Source organism: Streptomyces sp. WG5, from assembly GCF_049974565.1.
Lineage (GTDB): Bacteria > Actinomycetota > Actinomycetes > Streptomycetales > Streptomycetaceae > Streptomyces.
Genome location: NZ_JBNGGC010000032.1, coordinates 86102 through 99341, shown reverse-complemented (window position 1 = coordinate 99341; position 13240 = coordinate 86102). Strand labels below are relative to the sequence as shown.

Sequence of the window (13240 nt, the reverse complement as noted above, 5' to 3'; positions counted from 1 at the left end):
GCACTGGAGGAGCTGCTGGCCCAGTGCGAGGCCACCGACGTGTGGGCCCGCCGCATCCCCGTCGACTACGCCTCCCATTCCCCCCACGTCGACGAGATCCACGACACCCTCGTGGAGGACCTCAAGGACGTCAGCCCGCGGTCGGGTCCCGTCGCGTTCCACTCCACCGTCACCGGCGGCGTCCTGGACACCAGCGAGCTCGACGGTGCCTATTGGTTCCGCAACCTGCGCAGCCGGGTCCGGCTGGCAGAGGTCGTCGAGCAGCTCGCCGCGCCCGGCGTCGTCTTCATCGAGGTCAGCGCCCACCCCGTGCTCGTCTCGGGCATCACGGAGACACTCGGGGACACCGGCGCGGCCGTCGGGACGCTGCACCGCCACACCGGCGGGCTCGACCGCTTCGCGGAATCCGCCGCCGAGGCCTGGTCCCACGGCGTCGCCGTCGACTGGCCGGCGGTCCTCGAGCCCTACCGGACCCGCACCGTCGAACTCCCCTCCTATCCCTTCCAGCGGCGGCATTTCTGGCTCACACCGGACCCCGCCGCCTCGCAGAGCGCGCCGCGGCCGGAGGAACAACCTGCTGAGCCGGGAGGCCTGTTGGGCGCACGGCTGCCGTCGTCGCCGCTCGCGCAGGCGCAGTTCGCCCCGCGGCTCGACCCCGTGGCCCATCCCGTCCTCGGCGACTTCGTGGTGGGCGGGCGGCCGCTGGTCAGCGCCGGGGTGTTCGTGGAGTCGCTGATCGAGGCCGTCGTCGAGCTCTCCGGGCCGGGACCGGTGTCCGTGGAGGAGCTGGAGCTGCCCCTCGAGCTGGTGCTCGACCCGGTCGGCGGGGACCCCTCGGCGGCGGATGCCGTACGCGCCACCCAGCTCGTCGCGGACAACGAGCAGTTCCGCTACTACGCGCAGGACCGGGCCGGTGGTTGGCAGCTGCACGCGCGGGGCCGGGCCCGGTCGGGCGCGTCGGCCGCCCCCACGGTGACGCTCGCACCGGTCGGGTCGGGCCGCGAGCTGACCGGCGACGGGCTGTACCGGCTGCTGTGGCAGCGTGCGCTGTATCTGGGCTCCGCCGCCCGCTGGGTGGAGCGGGTCAGGCTCGGCCGGGGCGAGGCCACCGCCGAGATCCGTCCCGCCGTGTCCGGCGAGGCGGAGCCCTACCTGGTACACCCCGGGCTGGTCGACGCGATGTTCCAGACCGCGCTGGCCTGCTTCCCCGCGGACGGCCCGGGCCTGGTGCCGGTCGGTCTCGACCGCTTCGTCCACTACGGCCGGGGTGTCCCCCGGGACGGGCTTCGATGTCACGCCGAACTGTTCGACGGCGGCACCCGGGCGCGCATCCGGCTCGTCGGCGCACACGGCCGGCTGGTCGCCGAGGCCGACGGTGTGCGCTTCGCCCCCGCCCTGACCCGGCTCGCGGCGGAACCCGCGGCCGTACGGGCGCCCTCGGCCGAGCACGTGCCCGCGGTCGGGCCGACACCCACGTCCGTACGCGCGTCCGCGGTGGTCCCCGCACAGCACCGGCCGGCCGCGGCCCCGACCGTCCCGGCTCCGACGGCCCCCGCCCCGGCCGACGTACCGGAGGCAGCCCCCGCCGTGACACCCGAGGCGACGCGGGCCGTCGTGACCCGGACCGTCGCCCAGGCGCTGGGCACCACGCCGACCCGGCTCGACGCCCGGCAGTCGCTGCAGGCGCTCGGCCTGGACTCACTGATCGCGATGAAGATCCGGACCGCGCTGAACCGGGAGTTCGACGTCCCGCTGCCGATGACGGCCTTCCTCAACGGCCGCAGCACCGACGACATCGCCGAGGACGTACTGGCCGCGCTCGGCGCGGGGACCGAGGCGGAGACCCCTCAGGCCGACGACGGGGCCACCGCGGCGCCCGGGGACGACGCGGAGCGCTACGAGCCGTTCGGACTGACCGACCTCCAGCAGGCGTACCTCGTGGGCCGCGGCGACGCGTTCGAACTCGGCAACACGTCCACCTACTTCCAGACCGAGATCGACCTGGAGAACGTGGACCTGGACCGGCTCGGCAGGTCCTTCCGGGCGATGATCGAACGCCACGACATGCTGCGGGCGGTCTTCACCGCCGAGGGCGAGCAGCGCGTACAGCGCGACGTCCCGGCCTACGTGATCCGTGAGACCGACGTCTCCGGCCTGGACCCGGCCGAGCGGGAAGCCGCGCTGACCGCCGTCCACGAGGAGATGCGGCACCAGGTCTTCGACACGACCCGCTGGCCGCTGTTCGACGTGCGGGTGACCCGGATCGACGACCGGTCGATACGGCTGCACGCCGGCTTCGACGCCCTGATCATCGACGGTTTCAGTACGTCGATCCTGTTCAGGGAGTGGGCCGCGCACTACCGCGGTGAGACGCTGCCCGAGCTGCGGCTGCGCTACCGGGACTACGTCCAACAGGCCCGCGCCCTGGAGGGCGGACCCGAGTACGACCGGGCGCTCGCCTACTGGCGCGGCCGCCTCGACACCCTGCCGCCCGCTCCCCAACTGCCGCTGGCGGTCAGTCCGTCGAGTCTGGACCGGCCGGTGTTCACCCACCGGGGCGCGACCCTGTCCCAGGAGGACTGGGCCCGGTTCAAGGAGCACGCGGCGACAGCCGGGGTCAGCGCCTCCGCGGCCCTGTGCACCGCGTACGCGCAGGTGATCGCGGAATGGAGCGCCACCGACGACTTCTCGCTGAACCTGCTGTACTTCAACCGGCTGCCGCTGCATCCGCAGGTCGGCGACGTCATCGGCAACTTCTCCACCACCCTGATGCTGGAGATCCACGACTCGGCCGACGACGCGTTCGCCGTCCGCGCCGCCGACGTCCAGCGCCAGTTGTGGAACGACCTGGAGCACAGCCAGGTCAGCGGTGTGCAGGTGCTCAGGGAGCTGAACCGGGCCCGCGGCGGGTCCGTGCGGGCCGCCGCGCCGGTCGTCTTCACCAGCCTGGTGAACTTCACGGGTCAGCAGGACACCGAGCAGCGCGGAGTCGTGCAGCACCTGGCCGGGATCGGTGAGAACGGCCGTCAGGTGAGCAGCTCGGTCCGCACCCCGCAGGTATGGCTGGACCACCAGGCGGTCGAGGAGGCCGGTGAACTCGTCCTGAACTGGGACGTGATCGAGGAACTCTTCCCGGCGGGCTGCGTGGACGCCATGTTCGCCGCCTATCTGCGGATGCTGCACGACCTGTCCCGCGACCCGGCGGTCTGGCAGCGGCCCAGGCCCGCTCTCACACCGGCCGCCGACCTGGCCGTGCGGGCCGCGGCCAACGCCACCGACGGGCCGGTGCCCGACGGGCTGCTGCACGACGCGGTCCTCGCCCGGGCCGCGGACACGCCCGACGCGCCCGCGGTCATCTCGCCGGCGCTGACCCTGACGTACGCGGACCTCGACCGCAGGTCCAGCCAGGTGGGGCACCGGCTGCTCGCGCAAGGGGCCGGCCCCGGCGACCTGGTGGCGATCGTCATGGACAAGGGCTGGGAGCAGGTCGTCGCGGCCCTCGGCATCCTGCGGGCCGGGGCGGCGTACGTCCCGGTCGACGCCCGGGTGCCCGCCGAGCGGCTGCACGTGCTGCTGGACAGTGCGGGGATCAGCCGCGTCGTCACCCAGCCGTGGGTGGACGACACGGCCGACTGGCCGCAGGGCGTGGTCAGGACCGTGGTGCGGGCGGACGACGAGGGCTCGGCGGGTGAGGAGCGCCCGCTCGGCCCGTCCGGCGCCAAGCCCACCGACCTCGCCTACGTGATCTTCACCTCCGGCTCCACCGGGCTGCCCAAGGGCGTGATGATCGAGCACGGGGCGGCCCTGAACACGGTGGTCGACGTCAACGAGCGCTACCACGTCACCGCTGCGGACCGGGCCCTCGGACTGTCCGCGATGCACTTCGACCTGTCGGTCTACGACGTCTTCGGACTGCTGTCGGCGGGCGGCGCCCTCGTCCTGCCCGAACCGGCGGCGCACCGCGAGCCCGCCCGCTGGGCGGAACTCGTCACCGAGCACGGGGTGACCATCTGGAACAGTGTGCCCGCGCTGATGGAGATGTTCACCGAACACGCCCTCGCGAACCGGCTCACCGGACTGCCGCTGCGGCTGGTCATGATGAGCGGGGACTGGATCCCGGTGACGCTGCCGGGCCGGATCCGGCTGCTGCTGCCGGACGCCGAGCTGTGGAGCCTCGGCGGCGCCACCGAGGCGTCGATCTGGTCGATCCTGCACCCCATCGGGGAGGTCCAGGACGACCTGGTGAGCATTCCCTACGGCAAGGCGATGCGGAACCAGCGCTTCTACGTGCTCGACAGCGCGCTGCGGCCCTGCCCCGTGTGGGTTCCGGGCAACCTCTACATCGCCGGGACGGGGCTGGCTCGCGGCTACCTGAACGACGAGGCCAAGACCCGCGCCGCCTTCCTGCACCACCCGGTCACCGGTGAACGCCTGTACCGCACCGGCGACCTGGGACGCTTCCTGCCGGACGGCACCATCGAGTTCCTCGGCCGGCAGGACTCGCAGGTCAAGATCCAGGGCTACCGCATCGAACTGGGCGAGGTGGAGGCCTCTCTCACCCAGTGCGAGGGGGTACGGGCCGCCGCGGTCGTCGCGGCGGGCGAGCAGCACGGCCCGAAGCGGCTGATCGCCTACGTCGTCCTCGACGACGGGCGCGACGACACCGAGCAGCAGATCACGGACGCGCTGCGCGAGGTGGTCCCGCAGCACCTGGTGCCGCAGCGCGTCCTCGTCCTGGACGAACTGCCGCTCAGCGACAACGGGAAGGTCGACCGGGCGGCACTGCCCGCGCCCGACGAGGTCGCCGTCGAAGGCGCCGGCCACGTCGCGCCCCGCGACGACGTGGAACGCCGGCTCGCGGAGATATGGGCGGAGTTCTTCGGCGTGACCGGGATCGGGGTGCGGGCGAGCTTCTTCGAACTCGGCGGGGACTCGCTGCTCGCGGTGCGGCTGATGGCCAGGATCGCCCGCGGTCTGGGCCGCAGCCTGCCGTTGTCCAGCCTCTTCTCCCGGCCGACCATCGAACTGCTCGCCCAGGCGGTCCGGGAGGCCGACGGCGGCGAGGAGCGCCGCAGGGCCCTGGTACCGATCCGCACCACCGGCTCGCGGACCCCGCTGGTGTTCGTGCATCCGGTCGGCGGCGATGTGCTCTGCTACGCCGAACTCGCCCAACTCCTCGGTGACGAGCAGCCGTTCTACGCGCTTCAGCTGCCGGACACGGAGCTGCTCAGCGTCGAGGACATGGCCGCCCACTACGCCGCGGCGGTCCGTGAGGCGCTGCCCGACGGCCCCTACCGGCTCGGCGGCTGGTCGATGGGCGGGGTCATCGCCCTGGAGATGGCGGCCCAGCTCACCGCGGCGGGCGCCGAGGTGGATCTGCTGGCCGTGATCGACCTGATGGAGCAGCCGGGGCCGGCCACGGGCGTGCCCGTCTCCGACGAGGTGCTGCTGTCCTGGTTCGCCCGGGACCTGGCGGGCCTGGCCGGAGTCGACTGGGAACTGCCGCCCGAGGCGTTCGACGGCCGTCCGCCGGTGCGGGTGCTGCACGCCGAGGCCCGTGCCGCGGGAGCGTTGTCCGACGACGTCGACCTCGACACGCTGACCCGTATCGTCGACCGGTTCCGCACCAACTACCGGGCCCTGCTGCGCTACGCGCCCAGCAGCTTCGCCGGGCGGGTGGTGTCGCTGCGGGCCGCGGACGGCGGCGCGACGGTCGAGACGGCGTCCCGCTGGATGGAGTACTTCCCCGGCGACGCCGCACTCGTCGACGTACCCGGCGACCACTACACGGTGATGCGCGGCGAGCGCCTGCGCGTCCTGGCCGGTGAGCTGCGCCGGGCCCTCGACGCCAACTGAACCGAACTTGCCGGGCCGCTTCTCCGGGCGGCCCGGCGGGCATCCGCCGGTCCCGTCCCGCGGGACCGGCGGAGTCCAGGACCGAGAAGTGAGGACATCCGGTATGCGAATTGATCCGGCCGACCAGGCCGACCCGAAACGACGGCCGGCCGGCGTCACGCCCGCCGGGGAGCCGGCCGCCGGCGGCGGAGCGGGCCGATGAGCGCGTTGCCGGCCACCGTGCCGGTCGCCGTCATCGGGGCGGGCCAGTCCGGGCTCGCCGTCGGGTACCACCTGCGGCAGGCCGGCATACGGTGCGTGCTGCTCGACGCGGGGAGCGAGGTCGGCGAGACCTGGCAGCGGCGCTGGGAATCGCTGACACTGTTCACGTCCGCGCGGTTCTCCGGTCTGCCGGGGCTGCCCTTCCCCGGTCACGGCGCGCGCTACCCCGGCAAGGACGAGGTCGCGGCGTATCTGCGCGACTACGCCGAGCGGTTCGACCTCCCGGTGCTGACCGACCACCGGGTGCTGTCGCTGCGCAGGGACGGTGACGGCTACCTGCTGACCACCGCGCACGGCGACTGCCGGGCCGGCCAGGTCGTGATCGCGACCGGCGCGTTCGGCGTCCCCCGGGTTCCGGAGTTCGCCGCCGGGCTGAGTCCGGACGTGACCGCCCTGCACACCAGCGACTACCGCAGTCCCACGCAGGTACCGCCGGGCACCGTGGTGATCGTCGGCGACGGCAACTCCGGCCGGCAGATAGCCGTGGAGCTGGCCGGGACCCACAGTGTGGTGCTCAGCCGCGGCGGCAGCGTCTCACCGCCCCTGCCGCAGACCGTCCTCGGACGGGACATGTTCTGGTGGATGAGCGTCCTCGGCGTGATGAGCCTGCCGGTGAACATGCAGGCACCCGACCCGATCGTCGGCGACCGGGTGCCCGAGCTCGTCGCGGAGGGCCGGATCCGGACGATGGGCCGGGTCGTCGCGGCCGAGGGCGCCGAACTGCTGGACGCGGACGGCGAGCGCGTCAAACCGTCCGCGGTGATCTGGGCGACCGGCTACCGCACCGACTGGAGCTGGCTCGACCCGGAGATGCTCGAGGACACCGGGCAGCCCCGGCAGACCGAGGGCATGGGGGCGCTGCCCGGCAGCTACTACCTGGGGCTGTACCGGATGCGTACCCGCGGCTCGGCGCTGATCGGCTTCGTCGGCCGGGACGCCGAACACGTCGCGGCGGCGATCACCACCGCGGTCCACGGCACCACCACCGTTTCTCCCACGGCAGAAGGCGAGCCGTCATGACCGGCATCGTGTCCAAGGAACTCGAGGTGCTGGGCGCGCTGCTGGCGTTCGACTTCATCGGGTTCGCGCAGAAGTCCGCCGCCCTCGACCCCGCCGACCCGCACTACGGGCGGGCGGTCGGCGCCGCCTTCGGACTCGCGGCCCGTCGCCGCTTCCCGCGGGGCGCGACCTCGCGGGAGATCAGCGAGTACGTCGCGGACGTCCTCGGCTCGCTGGACGCCGGCGCGGAGGACTTCGACCCGGCGTTCCTCGAGCACCTGGTCGCCGACGGCCTGCACGGGGGCGCTGAGCCCGACGGTGAGCACCTCGACCCCGAGACGACGATCCAGGCCCGGCTGGTGCTGACTCTCCGGCTCGTCCGGGAGCTGGGCCTCGACCCCGGCCAGCAGCGGGAGTTGCTGGCCGAGGCGGCGCTCCGGGTGGCCGCCTGAAGTGTGTGCGGTGCACCGGGTGACCGCCTGAGGTGTACGGACGCGGCGCTCCGGGTGATACGGGGCGCCGCACCGCCGTTCACTCCCGGGGTGTCCCGGGCTCCGCGGGTACCTGTGTGCCGGGGTCGCCCGGGAGCCGGACGTCCAGCGCCCCTTCCGCGTACAGCGTCCGCACCGACCGCTTGTCGTACTTCCCGACGCTGGTCTTGGGCACGGCGTCCACGAACGACCACCGTTCCGGTATCCACCAGCGTGCCACCCGCCCGGTCAGGAACTCCCGCAGCTCGTCCGCGCCGGTCCCGGCCCCCGGCACCAACGACACGCAGGCCAGCGGGCGTTCCTCCCAGCGCGGGTCGGGCACACCGATCACGACCGCCTCCAGCACCGCGGGGTGCTCGATGATCGCGTTCTCCAGCTCGATGGTGGAGATCCACTCACCGCCGCTCTTGATGCCGTCCTTGAGCCGGTCACTGACCACCACCCAGCCACCCGGCTCGATCACTCCCAGGTCGCCGGTGCGCAGCCAGCCGTCGTGGAACTTCTCCGGGGCGTCCTCGGTGTTGAAGTACGACCCGGTGACCCACGGCCCGCGCAGCTCCAGTTCGCCCACGGAGGTTCCGTCCCACGGCTGCTCGCTGCCGTCCTGTGCGATCAGCCGCACCTCCACGTAGGGCATGACCCGGCCGCTCTTGGCCAGCCAGCCGACCTCGTCCTCGTCCGGAGTTCCGTGCGGAGGGACCGCGAAGGTGGCCAGGGGGCTGGTCTCGGTCAGGCCCCAGCCCTGCTTCAGGCGGACCCCGTAGCGGTCCTTGAGCTGCTGGAGCAGGGCGCGCGGCGGGGTCGCGCCACCGCAGCCGGCGAGCCGTACGCCGCTCAGGTCCAGCGGGTGCTGCTCGCCGTGGTGCACCAGGCTGTTCCAGATCGTGCAGATCGCCGCCACCGCGGTGGGCCGCTCCTCGTTGATGACGCGGGCCAGGTCGGGGGTGTGCAGCAACCGCCCGTTCATGATCAGGTCGGAGCCCGCCAGCCAGGCGGCGTACGGCCAGCCCCAGGCGTTGGCGTGGAACATCGGCACGATCGGCAGGACCCGGTCGCCGTCGTGCATCGCGAAACCGGCGCCTGCCGAGACGCCGAGCGTGTGCAGGGAGATCGAGCGATGGCTGTAGGCCACGCCCTTGGGGTTGCCGGTGGTGCCGGTCGTGTAGCAGAGTGCCGCCGCTTCCCGCTCGTTCAGGTCGGGCCAGACGAAGCCGGGCTGCTCGGCCGCCAGCAACTCGTCCCAGCGGTGGACGGCGATGTGCCCGGGCAGGTCCACGTCCGGCGTGCCGCCGATGACGACCATGTGCCGTACGCTGCCCAGCCGGTCCCGCAGGGGTGCGAGCATGTGCAGCAGAGTGGCGTCGACCAGGAGGAAGGCGTCCTCGGCATGCTCGACGATGTAACCCAGCTGGTCGTGGTGGAGCCGCAGGTTGAGGGTGTGCAGTACCGCGCCCATGCTCGGTACGGCGAGGTATGCCACCAGGTGCTCGGGAGTGTTCCAGGCCAGCGTGGCGACCCGCTCACCGGGCTGCGCGCCCAGCCGGGTCAGCGCCGCGGCCAGTCGCTCGGCCTGGTCGGCGATGTCGGCGAAGGACTGGGAGGACCGTGCGGCCGGCCCGTCGGCGCACCGCACCACCCGACTGTCCCCGTAGACGCGTTGACCGTGCCTGAGGATGTCCCGGACCAGCAGGTCACGGTCCTGCATCGTGCTCTTCATGGTGCGGCCCCTTAGAGGTGCGCAGTCAGAAGGTGCCCTCGGCGTCGCACTCGCTCCCTCGTGTCGCGCCCGGTCCCAGGAGGGTGGGAGCGCCGGGCCGAGGAGGAGCGGGCGCGCGCCCACGCGCAGGGCCGGCCCCGATGACGGAGCCGGCCCCGATGACGGGTGACGGCACCACGCCGTCACCCGTCGCTGCCCGGCCGGTGGTCGGGGTCAGCCCAGGTACTCGATCTTTCCTACCAGCGAGCAAGTGACACTGGAGTGGTCCAGCAGGTTGACCCGCGCGTCCATCTTTCCGTTGCCGGTCGCGTACTGGTACTCACCGGTGCCGCCGGTGATCACGAACGAGCCGGACGGGTAGACGAGGTTGTCCTCCGTCAACGGAGCTTCGAGGCGGTAACTGAGGTTGAGCTTGTCACCGTCGCTTTCCGTGATCGTCGCCGTCCCGGTGATGTCGTACTTACCGGGGACAACTGCCGTGCATGCCACCTCGTCCTGCGTCCAGGTGCCGTTGGTGATCGGTTTGCCGGTGGCGGTCCCCGTCCCTATCACCTCGAAACCCGCGCAGCCCTCGGTGTCCGGGTGCGTGCTCGCGACCACCGCGTACTGCGCGGTCATCTCGAACGTCGGAAGCCATTGCTCCGCGCCGGCGACCGCACGGTCGGTCTCAACTGCGAATGTCGTCCCAGCCGTACCGCCGACGATCAGCACCGCTGCGGCCGCTGCGCCTACTGTGCGCGCCAGCCAGCGGTGTGCAATTCCTGCCATGTTCTCCCCCGTACTTGTGCAGGTGTTGTCCAACGAGGCCTGAGTAAAGGCCCGTTTAGAACAGTTTCCCCGACCGAGACCTCTCTCGTCCAGGCATTCAGCCTATTTTCATACTTTCAGTTGGGTACTACGACTTATCATTCGCTCACGCGAATGCTCTGCTGGTGTTCATGGCAGCGAACCTCTCCGGTCCGCGGACGACGGCCACTCCTGATCCGTGCTCAGGTGGGGTGAGGAGTGGGCGGCACGGGAAGCCGTTCTTCCACCTTTCGGCGGCGCGAGACGGTGTCGAGGAGTACGCGTTCACGTTCGCGGCCGGAGGGGTCCGGCCGAACGGGGAGACACCGTGGGCGGTGGACCCGAGCCGGTTCTTCGGTGACCTGGAGAGCAGCGCCGAAGCCGAACGGCCGCTTCCGGAGCGGTGGCCGAGGAGTTCCGTGCCTGTCTGCCCGGGTCACGCGATCGTGAACGGGCGGCTGCACACGTTCGCTCCTGTTCGTGTTCGTGTTCCTGGACGCGGCCGCCCGCGGGCGGCGAGACGTACGCGGTGATCCGTGCGCACCGGAGACGCGCGAAGGTTCCTGACGCGATGAAGGCGGTGGCACGGAACCCCGGGAGGTCGGAGGAGGGACTCCTGGGGCTGCGTCCTGTCGGCTGTCCTCGGGTCCTGGACCTGCCGGTCGCGGCGAACCGGTGCGCTCCTCTCGGGCCAATGCCGTGCGGGTCAGGAGCGAAGTGGGCCTCCGCGGTCCCGGGCTCTGCGGCGGTGGTCCCCTCGGTCAGACGTCGCCCGGCGTGCCCAGGCCCGTCAGGGCGCCGACCGGGTCGAGGTCGGGGGTCCCGCGCGGCCACCAGTCGTCGCGGCCGGGTTCCGACTCGTAGGCGTACCAGAGTCCCGCCCGGCCGAGCCTGAGCTGCACGTGGTCCCGGGGGTGGGTGAGGCGGTTGCGCCAGGGGCGGAAGGCGGGGAGGTCGGCGGCGAGCAGCAGGGGCCGGGCCCGGTCGAAACGGCCGGCCGGCGGGTCCCAGGGCTCCTCCAGGACGGCGAGCCCCTCCGGTCCGCCCTGACGCCAGGCGGCCACGGCGCGCGCCAGGTCCGCCGTGCTCCGGCCGGCGGCATCGGCGAGGGACGCGTAGAGCGCTCGGGTGCCGACGGTGAGGCCGGAACCGGGGCGGGCCGCGGCGAGGCGGACCGCGTCCTGCCACAACGTCAGCCCGCCGACCGGGTCACGGCCCGTGGTGAGCAGGGCGTGAGCGCGGGCGGCCGCGTCGGTGGCGAGCTGGTCCAGCGCGAAGGGGTCGGGGCCGCCCGGTGCCGCCGGGTAGGCCGGGGGCTGTTCGGGGTGCGGGGGCGGGGGCAGCGGCGCCGGGAGCGGCGGCAGGGTGCGCGCGGCCAGAACCTCGCCCGCCCGGATGCCGGGCAGGGGCGTCGGCCCGCGGTCCTGGGCGGCGCGCGCGGCGCGGGTCGCGTTGAGCCGGGAGAGGGCGTCGAGCAGCTCGCGTTCGCCCCGGCCGCGGAGCAGGAGCAGCACGAAGGGGTCCGCGTCGAGCAGTCGTGCCGTCTGGTAGCAGAGGGCGGCGGCGTGTTTGCAGGGGTGCCCGGAGTCCGGGCAGCTGCACTGCGGGGCGAGGTCGCCGGGACCGGGGAGCAGTGGGGCGCCACAGTCCGCCAGGGAGTGCGGCAGCTCCTTGTCGAGGAGGGCCGCGATGTGCCCGGGACGTTCGACGGCGGCGTCCAGGAACCGCTCCCAGTCGGCGTCGCCGAGCGTGCGCAACCGCACCTGCACCCGGTACGGCCGGGGCCGGCTGCCCTGCACATAGGCGAGGACCAGCCCCGGCGTCACGGTGATGGCGTCGACGTGCCCCCGCTCGGCATACCCGCGCCCGCGCGCCAGCCGCGCGGCGTCCAGGGCGCCTTCCTCCAGCGCGGACACCCATGCGTTCCCCCACCAGGTCGCGGCGAACCCCTCGTCCGCCGCCCTGGGCGGGAGGGCGGGGAAGGTACGACGGAGCTCGCCGTCGCGGCCCGGTGCCGCCATCGAGCGGGGAGCACGCGGCTTCGTCGGCGGTGCGGAGAGGGCATGGCCCTGGGTCACCGGGTACCGCGCCCGCGGCCGTGCCGACGGTGGTGACAGTGGAGGCGGTGGAGGCGGTGGCTCGTACGGCGATGCGGGGGAGAGCCCCGGCTCGTCGGCGGTGGATGCGGGAGGTGCGGGAGGTGCGGGGGCGGGGCTGTACGAGCCGGGCGACGGGTCCGGCTCCGGGTGCGGAGCCACCGGGCTCTCGGCGGAGCCGCCGCCGGCGGGCTCCGCCCGGGACGAGGCTCCCCCGGCGGGGTCCGCCTCCGGAGGCAGACGGAACGCGTCCGCGACGAAGTCCCGCACGGCGCGGGCCCGGGCGTCGGCGGTGCGCGAACCGCCGGCCCTCTGCGGTCGGCCGGCCGGGCGGGACGGTCGCCGTGTGGGCGCCGCACGGTTGGCCGCGGTGTCGGCCTTCGCCTGCCGACGAGCCGCCCGCAATGCCTCACGCGCCACGTCCGCCGGGCGTCCGTCGCCCCCGTCGACGGAGCCGGGGCGGGCCACGGGGGCCGCGTCGACGGGCGAGTGCGCCGGCCCAGGGGGGTTCGTCCCGCCGGGCAGGGACGGCGTCGGGCTGACGGAGGGGGCCGCCGCTTCGTCGGAGCGGTCGACAAGGCCGGCCCCGCCCGCCGGGGCGGCGGCTGGTGTGCCATCAGGGACGGCCGGCCCAGCGGGCCGGGTCACCTCTTCGGGCCGGTCCGCTTCGTCTCGTGGAGTACCGGGTGGCCCCGGTGGACCGCCCGTACCCGCGTCCGGCTGCGCGCGGTACCGAGGGACGCGGTCTTCCCCCGCCGCGCCGTCGGCGACAGCGCCGCCGTCCGCCCCCGCACGCCGTGCGGTCCGCGCGCCGCGCAGCGCCGCGCGTGCGATGTCCCCGGGGCGCGGCCCAGTGCGCTCCTCAGGCTTCCCGTCCTGGGCCTGGGTCCGGGTCAGGGCTTGGGCTTGGGCCTGGGTCTGGGCCTGGGTCCGGGTCTGGCCCAGGTCTGGGTCCTGGCCATGGTCACGATCCTGTTCCCGGCCCCGGTCCTGATCCTGGTCCTGGGCCTGGGCCTGGGCCCGTACCCGGTCCC

General features: G+C 73.4%; 6 protein-coding genes. 3 read left to right on the top strand and 3 right to left on the bottom strand.

Annotated elements, in window-relative coordinates:
- From ACP4IX_RS28395 to ACP4IX_RS28385, 3 genes are all read left to right on the top strand, one after another.
- A partial coding sequence (locus ACP4IX_RS28395; protein ID WP_426557318.1) for an amino acid adenylation domain-containing protein occupies nucleotides 1–5856 on the top strand: 5856 nt, incomplete at its 5' end.
- Nucleotides 5857–6054: 198 nt separating this feature from the next.
- Nucleotides 6055–7137 carry a flavin-containing monooxygenase gene (locus ACP4IX_RS28390; RefSeq protein ID WP_426522863.1) on the top strand — a complete coding sequence of 361 codons (1083 nt, stop codon included), beginning with the start codon at nucleotides 6055–6057 and terminating at the stop codon, nucleotides 7135–7137.
- Nucleotides 7134–7568 carry a hypothetical protein gene (locus ACP4IX_RS28385; protein WP_426557316.1) on the top strand — a complete coding sequence of 145 codons (435 nt, stop codon included), beginning with the start codon at nucleotides 7134–7136 and terminating at the stop codon, nucleotides 7566–7568. Before ACP4IX_RS28390 ends, ACP4IX_RS28385 begins: the two co-directional genes overlap by 4 nt.
- Nucleotides 7569–7647: 79 nt before the next feature.
- Here the strand turns inward: ACP4IX_RS28385 and ACP4IX_RS28380 are convergent, their stop codons facing one another.
- The 3 genes from ACP4IX_RS28380 to ACP4IX_RS28370 all read right to left on the bottom strand — a co-directional run bounded on the left by ACP4IX_RS28380 (nucleotide 7648) and on the right by ACP4IX_RS28370 (nucleotide 12854).
- Entirely contained in the window at nucleotides 7648–9324 is a 1677-nt protein-coding gene (locus tag ACP4IX_RS28380) for a long-chain fatty acid--CoA ligase (protein ID WP_426522861.1), read from the bottom strand.
- Between the two features lie 213 nt (nucleotides 9325–9537).
- Complete coding sequence (locus tag ACP4IX_RS28375; RefSeq protein WP_426557314.1) at nucleotides 9538–10092, bottom strand: hypothetical protein; 555 nt, start codon at nucleotides 10090–10092, stop codon at nucleotides 9538–9540.
- A 779-nt stretch (nucleotides 10093–10871) separates the two neighbouring features.
- Nucleotides 10872–12854 carry an SWIM zinc finger family protein gene (locus ACP4IX_RS28370; protein WP_426557326.1) on the bottom strand — a complete coding sequence of 661 codons (1983 nt, stop codon included), beginning with the start codon at nucleotides 12852–12854 and terminating at the stop codon, nucleotides 10872–10874.
- Nucleotides 12855–13240 lie beyond the last annotated feature (386 nt).

Bases quoted from the DNA above. Each gene is read 5' to 3' on its own strand.
- ACP4IX_RS28390 (WP_426522863.1), top strand. From the start codon at position 6,055: ATGAGCGCGTTGCCGGCCACCGTGCCGGTCGCCGTCATCGGGGCGGGC.
- ACP4IX_RS28385 (WP_426557316.1), top strand. From the start codon at position 7,134: ATGACCGGCATCGTGTCCAAGGAACTCGAGGTGCTGGGCGCGCTGCTG.
- ACP4IX_RS28380 (WP_426522861.1), bottom strand. From the start codon at position 9,324: ATGAAGAGCACGATGCAGGACCGTGACCTGCTGGTCCGGGACATCCTC.
- ACP4IX_RS28375 (WP_426557314.1), bottom strand. From the start codon at position 10,092: ATGGCAGGAATTGCACACCGCTGGCTGGCGCGCACAGTAGGCGCAGCG.